At 67.7% G+C, this 17,309-nt stretch carries 10 protein-coding genes; 2 read left to right on the top strand and 8 right to left on the bottom strand.

The features are described from left to right. Nucleotides 1-263: 263 nt before the first annotated feature. The 5 genes from QW868_RS23710 to QW868_RS23690 all read right to left on the bottom strand — a co-directional run bounded on the left by QW868_RS23710 (nt 264) and on the right by QW868_RS23690 (nt 6,305). Nucleotides 264-1,715 (bottom strand): aldehyde dehydrogenase, encoded by a 1,452-nt coding sequence (locus QW868_RS23710; RefSeq protein ID WP_315739510.1) that lies wholly within the window; start codon nt 1,713-1,715, stop codon nt 264-266. A gap of 9 nt (nt 1,716-1,724) precedes the next feature. After that, nucleotides 1,725-2,474, bottom strand: coding sequence for an ABC transporter ATP-binding protein (locus QW868_RS23705; RefSeq protein WP_316231647.1), 750 nt, complete (start codon nt 2,472-2,474; stop codon nt 1,725-1,727). Beyond that, a complete protein-coding gene (locus QW868_RS23700; RefSeq protein ID WP_316231646.1) occupies nt 2,467-4,137 on the bottom strand; it encodes a branched-chain amino acid ABC transporter ATP-binding protein/permease in 1,671 nt (556 codons plus the stop codon). The genes QW868_RS23705 and QW868_RS23700 overlap by 8 nt, the downstream gene beginning before the upstream one ends. Beyond that, nucleotides 4,134-5,009 carry a branched-chain amino acid ABC transporter permease gene (locus tag QW868_RS23695; protein WP_316231645.1) on the bottom strand — a complete coding sequence of 292 codons (876 nt, stop codon included), beginning with the start codon at nt 5,007-5,009 and terminating at the stop codon, nt 4,134-4,136. Before QW868_RS23695 ends, QW868_RS23700 begins: the two co-directional genes overlap by 4 nt. Before the next feature lie 78 nt (nt 5,010-5,087). Next, nucleotides 5,088-6,305, bottom strand: coding sequence for an amino acid ABC transporter substrate-binding protein (locus QW868_RS23690; RefSeq protein ID WP_315739506.1), 1,218 nt, complete (start codon nt 6,303-6,305; stop codon nt 5,088-5,090). Between the two features lie 176 nt (nt 6,306-6,481). Between QW868_RS23690 and QW868_RS23685 the strand changes: the two genes are divergently transcribed. After that, nucleotides 6,482-7,417 (top strand): helix-turn-helix domain-containing protein, encoded by a 936-nt coding sequence (locus tag QW868_RS23685; RefSeq protein WP_316231644.1) that lies wholly within the window; start codon nt 6,482-6,484, stop codon nt 7,415-7,417. A 1,068-nt stretch (nt 7,418-8,485) separates the two neighbouring features. Beyond that, nucleotides 8,486-11,551, top strand: coding sequence for an ATP-binding protein (locus QW868_RS23680; protein ID WP_316231643.1), 3,066 nt, complete (start codon nt 8,486-8,488; stop codon nt 11,549-11,551). A gap of 8 nt (nt 11,552-11,559) precedes the next feature. Here the strand turns inward: QW868_RS23680 and QW868_RS23675 are convergent, their stop codons facing one another. The 3 genes from QW868_RS23675 to QW868_RS23665 form a co-directional block, all read right to left on the bottom strand. Further along, entirely contained in the window at nt 11,560-14,679 is a 3,120-nt protein-coding gene (locus QW868_RS23675) for an NAD(P)-binding protein (protein ID WP_316231642.1), read from the bottom strand. A 362-nt stretch (nt 14,680-15,041) separates the two neighbouring features. Continuing rightward, on the bottom strand, nt 15,042-16,421 hold the full coding sequence (locus QW868_RS23670; RefSeq protein ID WP_316231641.1) for an ATP-binding protein: 1,380 nt from the start codon (nt 16,419-16,421) through the stop codon (nt 15,042-15,044). After that, on the bottom strand, nt 16,421-17,143 hold the full coding sequence (locus QW868_RS23665; protein ID WP_316231640.1) for a response regulator transcription factor: 723 nt from the start codon (nt 17,141-17,143) through the stop codon (nt 16,421-16,423). The genes QW868_RS23670 and QW868_RS23665 overlap by 1 nt, the downstream gene beginning before the upstream one ends. Nucleotides 17,144-17,309: the final 166 nt, after the last annotated feature.

Below are 17,309 nucleotides of genomic sequence, written 5' to 3'. Positions count from 1 at the left end.
CCACCCTTCTTCATCGACGTTGCACGTGATGATCCGAACGTCCGGCAAGAGAAGGGCCGCAGCAAACTGAATCGATCTAAAACCGTTGGAATTTCTTTAAAGTAGCGCGCCTGTCTGCCGCAACCAGCGGAGCTACAACGTGAATTTCGATCGCGCCTCGCACCATCGACACATATCGAAAAGCTGCCGCGCATGGCCGCGCGGAATGCAACCGGCTCTGGCTGCATCCGACGATGCGCCAGGGCCGGGCCGCAAACGCCGTCTCAGAATGGATAGTGCCGTTCGCCGGTCTGCACCGTGATCCAGCGCAGCTCGGTGAACTCGTCGATCGCGGCCTTGCCGCCGAAGCGGCCATAGCCGGAGGCCTTGACGCCGCCGAACGGCATCTGCGGCTCGTCATGCACCGTCGGCGCGTTGACGTGGCAGATGCCGGACTCGATGCGCTTGGCGACGCCGATCGCGCGGGCGATGTCGCGGCCGAACACCGCCGACGACAGACCATATTCGGTGTCGTTAGCGACGCGCACGGCCTCGTCGACGCCGCCGACGCGCACGATCGTCACCACCGGGCCAAAGCTCTCCTCGCCATAGATGCGCATCGCCGGCGTGACGTGATCGACGATGGTCGCGGGCATGATCGTGCCGGTGCCGCGGCCGCCGGCGGCCAACACGGCGCCCTTGGCCACCGCGTCCTCGATCAGGCCGCCGACACGGTCGCAGGCGGCGGCGCTGACCAGCGAGCCCAGCACCACATCGCCCTTGCGCGGATCTCCGTAAGGCAGGCTGTTGGCCTTGGCGGCGAACTTTGCGACGAATTCATCCGCCACCTTGTCGTCGACCACGATGCGCTCGGTCGACATGCAGATCTGGCCCTGGTTCATGAAGGCGCCGAACGCGGCGGCGTTCACCGCGGCGTCGAGATCGGCATCGTCGAGAATGACCAGCGGCGCCTTGCCGCCGAGCTCGAGCAGCGCGCGCTTCAGATGCCTGGCACAGGCGATGGCGATGAGACGGCCGACGCGCGTCGAGCCGGTGAAGTTGACGCGGCGGATCGCGGGATGGGCGATCAGCGCCTCGACCACCGCCTGCGCATCCTCGGGCGCATTGGTGACGACGTTGACGACGCCGTCGCCGAGACCGCCTTCGGCCAGGCACGCGCCGATCAGCCGGTGCACGCCCGGGCTCATCTCCGAGGCCTTCAGCACCACGGTGTTGCCGCAGGCGAGCGGCATCGCCACCGAGCGGACACCGAGGATGACCGGCGCATTCCACGGGGCGATGCCGAGCACGACGCCGACCGGCTGGCGATGCGCCAGCGCAATGTTGTCGGGCACGTCGGTCGGGATCACCTCGCCCGCGATCTGCGTCGTCATCGCCGCGGCCTCGCGCAGCATGCCCTCGGCGAGATGCACGTTGAAGCCGGCCCAGCCCGCCGTGGCGCCGGTCTCGGCCATCATCAGCGCGATGAACTCCGGGGCGTTGCGCGCCAGCGCATCCGCAGCCGCATTGAGCCGCTTGCGGCGCTCGCCCGGGCCGAGCCGGGACCACGCCGGAAATGCCGCCGCGGCGGCATCGGCGGCGCGCAGCGCGTCATCGATCGACGCCGCCGCAACGATGGTTGCGATCTCGCCGCTGATCGGATTGAGCCGCTGGAAGGTGCGCTGGTTGGTGGCGGACTGGTCCTTGCCGCCAATCAGGAGATTGATCGCGTTCATGGGGCGCTCCTAGGTCGATCGGGTTGTTACGGTTGCGGAAGCCGGCGCGCGCGACTGGCCGAGATAGGCGCGCTGGATGTCGGGATTGTTCTTCATCTCGGACGCCGGCCCCCGGCCGGCGTTGCGCCCCTGCTCGATCAGGTAGACGCGGTCGGCGATGTCGAGGCTGGCGCGCGCGTTCTGCTCGACCATCAGGATGCCGACGCCATCGCCGCGGATCGTCCTCAGCGCGCGGAACACCTCGCGGCTCAAGAGCGGCGACAGGCCGAGCGACGGCTCGTCGAGCAGCAGCAAATCGGGCCGCGACATCAGTGCGCGGCCGATCGCGACCATCTGCTGCTCGCCGCCACTCATGGTGCGCACCGCCTGCCCCATGCGCTCGGTAAGGCGCGGAAACAGCGCCAGCACGTGCGCCAGCCGCGCGGCCTCGCCGTCGCGGGCGCGCGAAGGATAAGCGCCGAGCTGGAGGTTCTCGGCGACGGTGAGATCGCCGAACACGCCGCGGCCCTCCGGCACCAGCGCGATGCCGCGCTCGACGATCAGATGCGGCGCGAGCGAGCCGATGTCCGTCCCGCCGAGGCGGATCACGGACCCAGCCGATGGCCGGATCAGTCCCGCGATCGCCTTCAGCAGCGTCGACTTGCCGGCGCCATTGGCGCCGAGGATGGCGACGATCTCGCCGCGCGCGACCTCGAGCGCGACATCGGTGAGCGCCTGGTGCTTGCCATAGGCGTGCGACAGCCGCTTGATCTCAAGCATCGGGCTCTCCGAGATAGGCTGTGATCACGGCGGGATCGGCCAGCACCTCGCCCGGCGTTCCGCGCGCGATCACGGTGCCGGCGCTCATCACGACGCAGCGGTCGCACAGCGCGCGGATCGCATCCATCACATGCTCGACCATCACGATGGTGATGCCGCGGTCGCGCAAGGAGGCGATCAGCTCGATGCCGGTCTCCAGCTCGGTCGGATTGAGCCCAGCCAGCCATTCGTCGAGCAGCACAAGACGCGGATGCAGCGCCAGCGCGCGGGCCAGCTCCAGCCGCTTCTGGTCGATGTAAGTGAGGTCGCCCGCCGGCATCTCCGCCATGCCATCGAGGCCGACCAGGGCGAGCAGCTCATGGATCGATTCTGTGGCCGCACCGGTCTGGCGCGTGCGGAACAACGCCGCCGCCGCGACATTCTCGGCGACCGTCAGGTCCTGCATCACCCGCACCAACTGGAAGGTGCGGGCGAGGCCAAGCCGCGCAATCCGGTGTGCCGCAAGACCGCTGATGACGATGCCACCGAAGCGGATCGTGCCGGCCGAGGGCACGAGCGCGCCCGAGAGCATGTTGAGCAGCGTCGTCTTGCCGGAGCCGTTAGGACCGATCACGCCGAGGATCTCGCCGGCGCGGACGTCAAGGCTCACACTGTCGACGGCGCGCAGGCCGCCGAAGGATTTGCCGACGGCCTCCGCAACGAGCAGCGGCCGACCGTCCTGCTCGGGCTTCGCGGGCACGACCCGGCGCTCCCGCCGCCAGGTGCTGTCGACGAGCCCGATCACACCGCGCGGCAGCGCCATCACGATGCCGATGAAGATGAGGCCGAGCACGATGCTGAAATGATTGGGCAGCGCCGCGGTCAGCACCTCGAACAGCAGCACCAGCGGGATGACGCCGAGCACCGGGCCGATCAGCGATCCCGCGCCGCCGAGCAGCGCCATGATCACGACCTGGAACGAGATCATCGGGTTGAACGCGATCGCCGGATCGATATAGGTCCAGCGCGGCGCCATGATCGCGCCGGTCACCGACATGAACACCGCGCTGAGGATGAAGACCCCGAGCTTCACCGCGGTCGCATCGATGCCGGAATGGCGTGCGGCGGTCTCGTCGGCGCCGATCGCGCGCAGCGCGAGGCCATAGCGCGAGCGCGTCAGCAGAAAGCCGGCGAGGAAGACCAGCGCCGTCAGCGCGCAGAGCTGCCAGTACAGCATCTCCTGGGTGATGTCGCTGAACAGATAGCGGCCGACGGATTTGTGGATGTTGACCTCGTACCAGATCACGAGCTGGCGGATCAGCTCGGCCAGGCCGAACGAGAAGATGATGAAGTAGATGCCGGACAGCCGCAGCGTCGACAGGCCGGTGATGGCCGCGACGACAGCGCCGACACCCGCAGCGGTCATCAGTTGCAGCGGCCAGCTCAGCGTCTCGCCCGTCACCGCCGCCGTATAGGCGCCGATGCCGAAGAACGCAGCCGTCGCCAGCGAGACGTAGCGGGTCGGCCCGGAGAACATTGCCCAGGCGGTCGCCAGCACGGTGAAATAGAGAATGCTGATGCCGAGCGCGAGATAGTAGCCGTTGGCGTAGAGCGGCAGCGCAGCTGCCGCGGCAACGCCGACGAGCCCGATGCACCAGGCGAGAATCTTGCCGGGGCTGATCACGACGCCGCCTTTCCGAACAGTCCGGTCGGCCGGATCAGCAGCACGGCGAGAAACATCGCAAACGTCGCCGCCAAGGTCAGCCCGGGATCGACCAGCCGCGCCACCGCGGTCTCGACGACGCCGAGCAGCAGCCCTGCGGCCAGCGCGCCCATGACGTTGCCGACGCCGCCCATGATCACCACCACCAGCGCCTTCATCGTGAACACGACGCCCATCGAGGCATTGAAGGTGAGGAACATGCTGACCAGCACGCCGCCGGCCGCGACCAGTCCACCGCCGAACGCAAACGCCAGGCCCGCGAGCCAAGCGACATCGATGCCGACCAGCCGCGCGGCATTGGCATCGACCGCGACGGCACGCACGGCTGTGCCGATCCTTGTTCGCGTCAGCGCGAGATAGACGCCGGTGCCGATCAGCGCGGCGAAACCGAGCGCGACCAGCCGGTTCACCGCGAGCGTCGAGCCGAGCACCGTCACGGGAATGGAGAGGTAGCTATAGCTGTAATACTGCCCGCCGAAGGCCACCAGCATGACGCCCTGGATCACGAACAGCACGCCGAAGGTGACGAGGATGCTGTCAACCTCTTGCGCGCCGGCGTCCTTGCTCCGGCGGATCAGACGCTGCAGCAGCAGACGATAGAGCAGCCAGTTCAGCAGCCCCGCCATGGGAATCGCGAGCAGCAGCGCCAGCAGCGGGCTCAGCTGCAGGCCGGAATAGAGCGACAGCGTGCCAAAGGCGGCCGCGACCAGCGACTCGCCATAGGACAGGTTCATGATGCGCGCGACGCCATATTGCAGCGTGAGTCCGAGCGCGATCAGGGCATACATGCCCCCCAGCACCAGGCCGGGGAGCAGGATGTCGAACATCAGCATGGGGCGCGTGCCTCTTGCGCGAAGCCCGCGGACGCACGCCGGATCACGCGCGCCCGCGAGCTCACGACCTCGTTCCGGCTATTTCCATTCCGGCTTCGGCACGACAGCGGCGCGTGCGCCCGGCAGCGAGGCCGGCGCCAGCGCATAGAACTCGCCGTTCTGCCACTGGCCGACGCCCCACACCTCCTGCAGCAGGCCGTCCTTCAGCTTCACCTTGCCGATGATCGTGTCGAAGGTGCCTTCGCGGATCTCCTTGGCGACCGCGGCGCGATCGACCTTGCCGACCTTCTCGATCGCCTGCTGCAGCACCTGCAGGCTCGCATAGGTGATCGGGCTCGCCCAGCGATCCGGCTCCTGCCCGGTCGCCGCCTTGTGGCGGGCAAGATAATCCTTGAGCGCGGGCGCGTCGGCATTCCAGCCGCCGATGCCCATGACGCCGTCGCTGCCCGCGCCGAACTTGCCCTTGAACAGCGGAAACGCCGTGCCGACGCCGACATAGAAGATCTTCGGATTGTACTTGAGCAGTTGTGCCTGCTCTGTCAGCCCGATCGTATCCGGCGGATAGCTGAAGGCGACGAAGGCATCGGCATTGCTCGCGATCGCATCCTTGAGCAGCGGCTGCAGATCCTGCGACCCCATCGGATAGGTCTTGTCGTAGGCGACGGTCAGTCCGGCCTTCTTGAAGGCCTCGCGCCCAGCGGCGGCGAGCTCGATGCCGAACTGGTCGGCGACGCTGACCATCGCGACGGTGCCGCCGATCTTGCCCTCGCTCTTCAGCTTGCCGAGCAGCTCGGCGAGCGCATTGGAAATCTGCGCCGAGGTGCCGAGCCAGAAGGTGGCATTGGCCCAGCGCTTGGCGAGCTCCGGCGCCTTGTCGGTCACCGACGTCACCGCGAGATGCGGATAGCCGAGCCGGTTGAGAGTCGGACCGACCGCGAGGTTGAGACCGGTGCCCCAGGGCGACAGGATGAAGTCGACCTTGTCCTGATTGGCGAGGCGTTCGATCGCCTTCACCGCTTCTTCCGACGAGCTGCGGTCGTCATATTCGACGATCTCGACCGGCAGGCGCTTGTCGCCGAGCTTGATGCCGCCGGCCGCGTTCACGTCCTTCACCCAGAGCTGGTAGTTGGGCAGCGTGGTGATGCCGGCGCCGCCGGCATAGGGGCCGGTCTTCGAGATCGCATAGCCGATGCGGATCTTGTCCTGCTGGGCCTGGGCGGCCGATACGGCAAAGCCGGCTGCGATCGCCGCCGCTCCCGCGATCCGCAACACCTGACGACGGTTGGTCGAAGTCATCTGTCTGTCCTCCTCCCATGTTCACGCGCGCGGACCGCGCGGGTGAATCGGTGACGTTCCTCTGCCCCGACGTCGTCCGCGGTTTTTGTTTGCGGTCGTCGGGACTTGACGAGGGAAACACCGCAGGCTTGGGTGGCGCAATGGACAGTTCCGGTAAAAGAGTGCACTTTTCTGGGGTGACGATTGCGCGTAATGCCGCGCCTCGGACGCTGCCGCCGACGGCCCGTGGCACCCCGGCAGCGCTCGGGGCCGAAGCCATTCCCTCGCATTTCGAGGCACGGCGCTGGGCCCTGCGCTCGGATGCCGCGCGGCCGTTCGTCCACCTGCTCTGCCTGACCGCCGGAACGGCCTCGGTACGCTTCGCCGAAGACGACATCCAGATCTGGGCCGGTGCGGCGCTGGTCTGGGTGCCGGCGGGAGGGGCCGAGCATCTCGACGTCGCGGCCGGTTCCGCCGGCCATCTCCTGCGGCTGCGCTCCGGGCTCTGGCACCGCCACCTGCCCTCCTCGGCCGAGCCCGCCTATCTCGACCTCGCAGGCACGGAGGCCGTCCTGGCCTTCTCCGTCACGACCGAGTTCGCCGCGGTCATCGCGCGCTCGATGGCGGCGATCGCAGCCGAGATCGAAAATCCCTCACGGCGCGGCGCGGCCTCGATCATCTCGTCGGAGCTGACCCTGTGCGTGCTGCGCTTCTGGCGGCTGTTTGCCGACGAGAGCGCCGGCGAGGCGCAAGGCTCCAGCGCCGAGATCCTGAGCCGCTTTCGCCGGCTCGTCGAGGAACGCTTTCATCAGCAACTGCGGGTCGCCGACTACGCTGCGCTGCTCGGCGTGACGCCGGATCGCCTGCACGCGCTGTGTACCCGCATGCTGCAGCGGTCACCGAGCGCGCTGATTCAGCAACGCGTCATTCAGGAGGCGGCGACCCGGCTCGAAACCACCACCGCGACGATCAAGCAGATCGCCTTCGCGCTCGGCTTCAAGGACAGCGCCTATTTCAACCGCTTCTTCGTCAGGCACACCGGTCAATCACCGGGCGCGTGGCGCAAAGGTGTTTCGTCGCAGCGGACCAAAGGCCAGTCACGGGCCATCCTCAACTTCGCCGACTGGCCGTGACAGAGCGGCGCAGCCAGGCGCCTCGGTCACCCTCTTCGTCATTTCAGGACGACGCGTCAGCGTCGGACCAGCAAATCTCAGGCTCGGACGGGCGGCGCAACCGCTGGATGCTCAATGCGCCGAGAAACTGATTTCCGCTGCGCGATCAAGCTGATTTGGCCTGTCCAGTCCCCGCGCCGAAAATATTCTACTTTCGTTTTTCCGGAAATCATGGTTCTATCCCCCATCCCGTCTCGAGCTGAGGGGCGTATCGCGGTCGTCACGACATGCGAGGCGGGGAGCGGTGGGCGTGGTGGATTGCAGCGCGGGTTGCTCGCGCCGACGAACAATCCGCCACGCACGGTCAAGTCGCTCGGTCCTGATATCCCGATGCTGATATCAACTCACGTCGAGGCTTTGCTTCGCGTGGGGATGATGGCCAGAAAGCCCGGCGCACCAGGGAGAAAGCGAAGCAGCCGTTCAACCATCGCGCAGGGAGGGCCGGATTTCCGGCTGACCTGTGGTACCTGCCGCCTGCATTTTTTTCGCAGGCGGGCCACGGGCCTCAGTCGAGGTCCGGCCTTCCCTGCGCCCTCACGCTTTCCCGGGGGCCTCACGATGTATCACCCGGACGGGCCATCCGCCGCGGGATCGCGAGATCATGCGCGACTCTCTCCGCAGGAGAGGCGACCTGTTGTGCCCACATCGAAGGCAAATCGTCGCAGCCTTGAACGGTCCCGCCAGCATCGAGGACTCCCGAGGGAGCCGTCCGACATCGTTCCCGCTCCCCGGAGCGATCGCGAGTATTGCGGCACCGTTGCTACCTTGCCACGAATGCGCTATGAGTTGGACATGATCAGCCGGTCCTGGTCGCGCTCAAAATGCCAGTACCGCAAACCGATGCATCGCGCTCGGCGCGCGACGTCGGTCGATACGGACGCCGTGACCGCGCCCGCATCGCCAGCTCCGCGCTTCGCGCTCATTCGCATTCCGTAGCCGTGTCCGGGAGCCCGAACGCAGATGGATTGTGAAACCTGTGGTCGCCCCAATCCACCGGGCTCGGACGTATGCAGCGGGTGTGGCGGGGTATTGCGGCAGCCGTCATCCGATACGACGACGAGTTCGCGCCTGCTCGGCATGCATCGCGCCGAGCGGCGGCAGGTCACGGCGCTGATCTGCGATCTCGTCGGCTCCGTCTCGCTCACCGTCAGGCTCGATCCGGAGGATATGACCAGCGTCATCGACGCCTTCCTGACGACCTGCGAAAACGTCATCGGCCGCCATGGCGGCGCCATCACGCAATATGCCGGCGACGGCGTGCTCGCGTATTTCGGCTATCCGCGTGCCGGGGAAGATGATGCGGCCACCGCGATCCGCGCCGCCATCGCCCTGCGCGACGCCGTCGGCCGGCTCGAGGCGCCGCACGGACAGGCGCTGCGTCTGCGCATCGGCATCGCCACCGGCCTCGTCGTGGTCAGCGACCTGCTGCCCCGCGCCGACGGCCGCCCGGTCGACATCGTCGGCGAGACGCCGAATCTCGCGGCGCGGCTGCAATCGATCGCCGCCCCCGACAGCATCGTCGTGGCCCGGACGACCGAGCGCATCGCGCGCGGCATGTTCGACTTCCGCGATCTCGGCACGTTCGCGCTGAAGGGATTCGCCGCACCGGTCGAGGCATTCGAGGTGCTGGAAGAAGCCGCCGTCGCGAGCCGTTTCCACGCCCGCATTCGCGGCGAAAGCTCCCCTCTGGTCGGCCGCGACCAAGAGCTGGCGCGTCTGTTCGATTGCTGGGCGGCGGCGCGGTTCGGCAGCGGACAGGTGGTGCTGCTCCATGGCGAGCCGGGCATCGGCAAGTCGCGGCTGGTCGAGGAGCTGCGCCGGCGCGTGGCCGACGTCTCCCAACTGCAGATGATCTGGTACTGCAGCCCCACCCGCTGTGACAGCGTGCTGTATCCGATCTCGGAACAGCTCGCGCTCATCGCCGGCTTCGACCGCTCCGACGGCGCTGCGACGCGTCGCGACAAGCTCGACCGCTTCATGAACGAGCACGGCGTCGGCGACGCCACGGCGCGCGCCGTGCTCGCCGATGTCCTGGGCGTCGCTCCCGAGCCGGACAGTCCGCTGCAGACGATGACCGTCGAGAAGCGCTCGGAGGTCACGCGGGAGACGCTGCTCCGGCTGATCGACCTGATGGTGCCGACCGGGCCCGCGCTGCTGGTGCTGGAAGACGCGCATTGGAGCGACACGACCACGCTGGAGCTGCTCGATCGGGCGATCCGGCGCGCCGGACAACGCCGCTGGCTGATCGTGGTCACGGCGCGGCTCGAATATGAGCCGCCCTGGGCCGCGAGCCCGCAGGTCACGCGGCTCCAGCTCGGACGATTGAGTCACGGCGACGCCGAGCGGATCTGCGCCCATGTGGCCGCTTCGGCCGCGCTGCCCGCGACGACGCTGCACCAGATCGTGAGCCGCGGCGAGGGCATCCCGCTGTTCCTGGAAGAGCTCGCGAAGTACGTCATCGAAGCCTCGGCGGCGCCGGCTTGGGACGGTCATGCGAGCGTGGCCATCCCCGCCTCGGTGCAGGATTCCCTTGTGGCGCGGCTCGACCGATTGGGACCGGCGCGACGGATCGCCAATCTCGGCGCCGCCATCGGCCGCCGCTTCAGCTACGATCTGTTGTCGGCCATCGTGGCGGAGCCCGAAGCCAGGCTCGGCGAGAGCCTGGATCAGCTCGTCAAGTCCGGCCTCGTGGAGAGCAGCGGCGCGCCGCCCGACAGCCTCTACACGTTCAAGCACGCGCTGATCCGCGACGCCGCCTACGAGTCCCTGCTCCGGCGCGAACGCCAGACATTGCACGGCCGGATCGCGGCCGTGCTGCGCGATCGCTTTCCCGAGACGCGGGACACCGAGCCGGAGTTGCTAGCCTACCATTTCACCGAGAGTGGCGCGATCGCCGAGGCCATCCCATTATGGGCGGCCGCGGGTCGGCGTGCCGCCTCGCGCGCCGCGCATGTCGAAGCGGCACGACATCTGCAAACGGCGCTCGACCTGCTGCGTCATCAATCCGCCGAGGGCGAGCGCGCCGGACTGGAGCTCGAGCTCCTGATCGGGCTTGCCGTCAGCCTCGCCGCCTCGCGCGGCTACACCGTGCCCGAGGTCGGCAAGGCGCTCTCCGAGGCCAGGGCGATCTGCGACGCACTCGGCAACACCGCCGGCCTGTTCGCCGTGCTGCGCGGCATCTGCAGTTTCCTGATCATCGCGGGCGATCTCGACGGTGCCGAGGAGATGGCGCATCTGTGCCTGGGAATCGGCGAGCAGACCGGCCTCCCCGAGCACCGGATCGAGAGCGGCATTGCCTTGGGCTACATTCTCTTCGCCAGAGGCGACCTCCCCGCCGCGCGCCGGCTCCTGGCCGCCGCGGTGCAGCTCTATCAGGTGTCGGACGGCGCGCGGCTGCCGCAACTGTCCTCGCAGGATCCGCTGGTCGCCGGCCAGGCCTCGCTGCTGCAGGTGCTGCATGCGATGGGAGACGATGCCGGCGCGGCCGCGATCGCCAGCGATCTCATCGCGCATGCGCGCCGGCTCGGACGCCCGTTCGACCTCGCCTGGGCGCTGTCGTGGCTCGCCTTCTATCAGCTCGCACGCGGCGACTATGAGGATGTCCTCCTCGCGACCGAGGAGGCCCTGAGCATCTGCCGCGACCATGGCTATCCGCTCTATCAGCTGGTGGCGGGCAGCCTGGAGGCGCACGCCCGCGGCCATCTCGGCAAGAATCCAGACGAGGCGCTCGCGGCTGCGTGCGAGGCACTGCCGGCGTTCCAGACGCTCGGCATGATGCATTTCTCCTGCTTCTATCTCGGCGAGGTCGCCGGCCTGCAACTGATCGTCGGCAAGACGGCCGAGGCGATGCAGACGATCGACGCGGCGATCGACGCCGCGCGACGCTATGGCGACGGCTATTTCCTGTCGCCGCTGCATCGGCGGCGCGCCGAGATCCTGGCCGCCCTCCCCGACACCGCACCGGGGCAGGTGACGGCCGCGCTACGCGAGGCCGTCGCGGTCGCCGAGGCGCAAGGCGCGTCGGCGTTCCTGCGCCGGGCAGCGGCGCGGCTCGCCGCCATCGACGATGACGCGCCGAGGCGACAATCGGCGTGACGACCTGCTCAGGCCATGGGGCTGGCCACGGCGACGGTGAAATCGATCTCGGCCCAGATGCGCGTGGTCGCGGTCAGCACGAGCTTGCCGTCGACGGGCGTGCCGAGCCCGAGGTCGCGTATGAACGGCAGGCTGTCGAGAGCGCTCATCTCGATCGACCAGCTGCCCGACTGCAATTGCCAACTGCGCAGCCCCGTCAGGTCGAGCGCGCCGTTCAACAGCGTCTTGTAGCTCGCCGCGGTGAGGCTGTCCGCCGACCGCGCCTGCTTGAGATAGAACACGGGGATCGGCAGGCCCCAGACGCCGCCCAGGAACGACGCCATGCCCGGCCCGCTCGTGAGCTGCTTCATTCGCTCTTGGTCGGCCCCCGCACAGAGCTGCCGGAACGCATCCGCCGGAGAGGCCGCTGCCGTCGGGGTCGATCCCGCCGTGCCTTCGATTCGGATGATGCGCTGCTGGGAGGCATGGGCCTCCGGCCCGTAGCCGGCAATCGCCAGCCCCGAGACGTCGAACGGATCGTTCGATGGCGCGCTGGCGGGCTGGGCGATCGTCGCGTGATATTTGGGAAAGCCCCAGACCTCCTGCCCCGCAACGACCGACCAGGCATTGTCGACGAACAGATAGGCCGGCACGAAACCGATCGATTTCGGCAGCAAAGCGCCCCGCTCGTAGCTGCCCACCAAGAGCCACAGCCCGATATCGGTCTCGGACATCGTCCCCTGCTCCGCGAACGGCGGCGTGGCGGCCTGGCTCCTGCGCACCTGGATGACGTTGACGAAGGCCATGTCCAGCATCACGCGGAACTGGTCGCGGCCGGCGACGCGGTTGAAGGAGCGGTCGAGAAATCGCTGGCAGGCGCCGAGGTCGGCCGGCACGGCGAAGCCGTAGAAGGTCGAGTCGTTGCAGAGGTAGGGAGCCGGCGGAAGCGTGATCCATCCGGCGTAGTTGACGTAGGCGTTGGTGATGTAGGGTTCGGGACTGGTCGAGACGATCGGAATGTAGACGCCCGACAGCGCCGAGGCGGCGGCAAGGCCGGACATCGCCGCGACCTCCACGCATCCGGCGTTGATCTCGGGCACGCGGGTCCAGTCGCCGGCGAGGAAGAGATTGTCGTAGCCGGACTTGCCGGGCTCCATCCGATGCCGCAGCGTGCCCGGCAGGCTCAGCACATAGCGCTCGCTCGGATTGATGTTGGCGCGCCAGAACTGAAAGTCGAGCCGCGCCGATCCGCTGATATCGCTCGGCGCGTGCAGGAGATCCCAGCGGAACGTGCTGCCGCTGCCGATGTTGGTCCACAGCGTGTCGAGCCACGAGGTCATCCAATCGTTGGATGCGCTCTTCACATAATCAGCAGCCAGCTCTTCATTGTTCGGCGCGCTCTCGTCGCTCATGATGGCGCAATAATAGGCGACCGAGCGCGGCCCCGGCGCCGGCCAGTCCTCGGCCGGCAGCAATTGCGACATGTCGGAATAGGTGTCGAGCGGCGGCTTGCAGGTGGTGACGATCGGCCCCATCGTCTCGAGCGACGGTCCAGGCGCCACGTAGGGACCGCCGAGATCTGCGACCGCGCAGTCGAGCCAGAGCTGCAGCGCCATGGTGCGCACGGTTGGGAGATTGTCGACCATGTCGGCCCAGGCCGGCTTCTGCTGCACCAGAGACTGGCAGATCTCATTGAGCGCGCCGACCGAGATGCCGAGGACCACCTTGTCGAAATCCTCGCCGAGCTGCAGGCTGAGCCGCGCCGCCGGGGGCGGCTGCGGCGGGTTGGGAGGACCATAGGCGTTCTCGAAATTGTAGCCTTTCAGCGCGTAGTACTCGCCGTTCTCGATCTCCTTCCATTTGGGCTCGGACGGCCAGCACCAGTAATCCTTCACCAGGACCAGGGGATCATATTTGCCATCGACGAACTCGACCTGCTTGTCGATGTGGATGGTCGCGATGTTGCTGCCGTCCTCGGTCGGCTCGAGACTCGTGACCTTGTGAAAGAACTTGAAGTTCACGCCGCGCCGCGCCAGCACCTGGTAGATCGGCGTGCAGATCGTATCCCCCATGCCAACGACGGATTTATAGAAGAACGCGCCCTTGTAGGTGAAGAACAGCCGCAGCAGTCCCTGAACGGCCGAGCAGGCCGACACCTGCTGCTGCGACGGCTCGCGGGAGCCGTCGCGAAAGGCGAAGATGTATTCATAGAGAGCGGTCACGATGGCGTTGTTGGCGGCCTCTTCATCCTGCTGCGCCAGAAAGCTGCGGAATTCGTACCGGTCGAGAACCTCCAGGCCGTCCGTCAGGCAGTCGTTCTCGATGATGCCGAGCAGCATGCAGATGCCGAGATTGGCGAGGATCAACAGCCGGCGCAGGCCTTCCTCGAGGCCATCGATCTTCTGGTGCTCCTTGACGATGCCGCGGAACGCATGGAGCAGCGCCGCCATGTCGCCCTGGGCATCGCGGCGGATCGCTTCCACGTCACTGTGCAGCTTCTCGCCGACGCGGTGGGCCAGCAGCAGCAGCGGGTGGCCCTTGCCATCAGGCGCAACGGCCGCCAGCCGGGCCCGCCGCTCGGCGGGCATAGCGGCGATCACCTTCGCCAGCTCGGCATTCTGGTCGCCCGGCCAGTCGTCGAGGTAGTAGTTCAGGTTGAAGATGATGCTGGCGATGGTCCGCAGCAGCAGGGTCGAGAGCGGCGGCACGATGTTGTCGGCGGGTGCCCACAGGCTGTCCCGGCCAGGATAGACCGATTCATCGACATCCGGCTGGAACCAGAACGGCCAGGGCAACCATTGGCCATCAATGTCCTCGGCGTAGAAGATCTCGTTCTGCCGCTTGAACGCATCATCGATCGTCCTGATCGGATCGCTCGGCGGCGCATCGAGCGCCTTCAGCGCTGCACGCAGGATGGTGAAGGCATTCTCGTAGAAGCCGGCCCAGATATGCAGCCCGTGCTCCTCGATGCGCTGGCCCTGCTTGGCGTTGCGTCCGCTGGCGGTCTTGCCCCCGAGGCGCCAACCGAGCTGATACAGGGTGATCTCGTAGCGCTCGCCGCGCGGATCGATCTCGCTCAAGGCAAAGGCTGCGCTCAACGCGCCGATGCCGCCGCCCAATATCGCCACGCGGGTCTTTCTTGCTGCCATGTCGATGATCCTGCCCTGACCTCGGACGTTCGTGCCCGGGCGAGCCGGTACGACGTCGTCCATCGGCGCACGGCTCCGCGGTCCGCGCGGCCCGTGCGGTTGAATGACATTCGGTACTATGGGTTTACAAAATCGGCGCCGCGCCCAGTTCAATCCGCGTGGCGATGCAATGAGGATGCATCGAATACCTATCACAATCTCCACGCGATCATCAAGCGGCGCAAGGCGCATCGTCGACCTCAAGTGAGGCGACGGAGGCCATGGCATCCTTCCCGCCGGCTACGTCGTCATCCTCAACTTTTACGAGAAAATCTGCGGATTGCCACCGCTCAAAGACAGCGCCCCGATCACGCCGCCGTCGATCACGCCGGATCGGAATGCACGTCGCCGGGTCCGTCGAGAAACAGCGGCAGCCGCACGACGATGCGGGCGCCGCGCGGCGCGTCGGTGATCTCGATGCTGCCGCGATGGGCCTCCACCAGCGTCCGCACCACCGCCAGCCCGAGCCCGGCTCCGCCGGTGCCGCGATTGCGCGACGTGTCCAGGCGCGTGAACGGCTCCAGCATGGCCTTGCGCTGGTCCCGGGGAATCCCAGGCCCCTCGTCATCGACCGTCAGCACGGCGTGCTCCGGCTGGCGTTGCAGCGAGACGTGCGCCGCCTCGCCATATTTGAGCGCGTTATCGATGATGTTGGCGACGATACGGCGCAGCGCGACGCGGTCGCCCAGCATCAGCAGCTCGCGCCCGTCGCCTGCATGGTCGAAGCGCACCCGCGCCCGATGCGCGCGGCGATCCTCAACCTCGGCGCGCACCAGCTCGTCGAAGGCGATAAGCTCTTGCGGCAGCTCGCCGGCACCCGCCCTGCTCGCGAGCAGCGCGTCGTCGAGCAGACGGATCATGTCGGAGATATCGACCACGGCGCGCTGCCGCTCGGCGTCATCCGGAATCAGGTCGGCACGCAGCCGCAGCCGCGTGGCAAAGGTGCGAACGTCGTGAGCAATGCCGCCGACCAGCGCCATGCGCGCCTGCATCAGATCGGCGAGCCGGTCCTGCAGTCGCCCGAACGCCGTGACCACGGCGCGAACCTCTGGCGCATTGCGGCGGACGTCGGGCAGCGGTACCGCCGCCCCGCCGGGGTCGACCCGGTCGACGGCGGCCGCAAGGCGCACCAGCGGCCGCGTCTCACGCTGCATGATCAGGAGCGCGAGCAGCGCGACCACCGTTCCGAACAGGCCTGCGCCGAAGCCGATCGGCAGCCCCTGTTGGGTCAGCACCAGCGACGAGCGCGAGTCCACGACGAGAACATCGCCGCCGTTCAGGCCAATGCGAAACTCCAGGGCATTCTGCGGCGCCCGCGCGAGCCGGGGCAGCCACCGGCCGTCCGGCTCGGGCACGGAGGTGATGGTCAGCGGGCGCGCACCCAGCGCGCGGGCATAGGCGTCGCGCAATCCGGACCGGACCGGCGCGGGCTCTGTCCGCGGAGGCCGGACCGCCGCGTCGGCCCCGACCAGCCGGACCTCGAAGCGGTCGGAGGACACGGCATCGACGACCCGGCCCCGCTCCGTCCCGGGCGTTCGTTCGATCAGCTCGGCGAGCACAGCCAGCCGCGTCGGCGGCGGCGCCGCGCCTTCGAGCTCGGCGGTACGGGCGCGGTAGAACCGCGCCAGGGTGACGATCCAGATCGCCAGCAGGCCGATGATGACGATGAGGCCGATACGCATCGCAAGCGTCAGCCGCATCATCACGCCACCGGCCTCACCGTCGCCGTGAACAGGTATCCGCCGTTGCGGACGGTGGTGATCAGGTTCGTTCCCGGGCTTGCGGCATCGAGCTTGCGCCGCAGCCGCGAGATCAGCATGTCGACGGTGCGGTCGAACGGGTCGGCGGCGCGGCCGCGCGTCCAGTCCAGGATCTGGTCGCGGCTCAACACCCGCCGTGGCCGCTGCACGAAGCAGGCGAGCAGGTCGAATTCCGCCGAGGTCAGCTGGATCGACGCGGCCTGCGCATCCACGATCTCGATGCTGCGGGCATCGACATCGACCACGAACCGGTCGAAACCGAAACGCCGGCTCGCGTCACGCGGTGGGCTCGCCTGGGAGCGCCGCAGCAGCGCGCGAACGCGGGCCAGAAGCTCGCGCGGTCCGAAAGGCTTGACCATGTAATCATCGGCGCCGAGCTCCAGCCCGACCACGCGATCGATCTCGTCGCTCTTGGCCGACAGCATCAGGATGGGAATGTCGTCGCTCTGCCGCAGCCGGCGGCAGATCGAAAGCCCGTCCTCTCCCGGCAGCATCAGGTCGAGAATGATGAGATCAGGCCGCAGCCTTCGCAGCACGGCATCCATCGCCGGCGCCGTGGCGGCGACCTCGATCTCGAACCCTTCCCGGCGCATGAAATCGCTGACCAGCCGGCTGATCTCCGGGTCGTCCTCCACCATCAAAAGCGTGGCCGCAGGCATGCTCATCGCCAGGACTGATGCCCAAAACCCGCGGCTTGGCAATGGGCCGGGAGCCACTGTTACAAGCCGTTACGCGGCAGCCAAATACCGGGATGCGGACGACCAGGACGCCGCCATCCGGCCGGCCGAGAAGGCCGCCGCAGGCGCAAGGCACGCCCTCCACGCAGGCGAC

The sequence above is a fragment of the Bradyrhizobium sp. SZCCHNR1051 genome (genome assembly GCF_032489615.1).
In the GTDB taxonomy this organism is placed as follows: domain Bacteria; phylum Pseudomonadota; class Alphaproteobacteria; order Rhizobiales; family Xanthobacteraceae; genus Bradyrhizobium.
The sequence above is the reverse complement of the archived record's forward strand: the minus strand, read 5'-3'. Positions and strand labels throughout refer to the sequence as shown.

Excerpts from the sequence above, each read along its gene's own strand:
- QW868_RS23690 (WP_315739506.1), bottom strand. The coding sequence starts at position 6,305 with ATGACTTCGACCAACCGTCGTCAGGTGTTGCGGATCGCGGGAGCGGCG.
- QW868_RS23710 (WP_315739510.1), bottom strand. The coding sequence starts at position 1,715 with ATGAACGCGATCAATCTCCTGATTGGCGGCAAGGACCAGTCCGCCACC.
- QW868_RS23695 (WP_316231645.1), bottom strand. The coding sequence starts at position 5,009 with ATGCTGATGTTCGACATCCTGCTCCCCGGCCTGGTGCTGGGGGGCATG.
- QW868_RS23675 (WP_316231642.1), bottom strand. The coding sequence starts at position 14,679 with ATGGCAGCAAGAAAGACCCGCGTGGCGATATTGGGCGGCGGCATCGGC.
- QW868_RS23705 (WP_316231647.1), bottom strand. The coding sequence starts at position 2,474 with ATGCTTGAGATCAAGCGGCTGTCGCACGCCTATGGCAAGCACCAGGCG.
- QW868_RS23665 (WP_316231640.1), bottom strand. The coding sequence starts at position 17,143 with ATGAGCATGCCTGCGGCCACGCTTTTGATGGTGGAGGACGACCCGGAG.
- QW868_RS23670 (WP_316231641.1), bottom strand. The coding sequence starts at position 16,421 with ATGATGCGGCTGACGCTTGCGATGCGTATCGGCCTCATCGTCATCATC.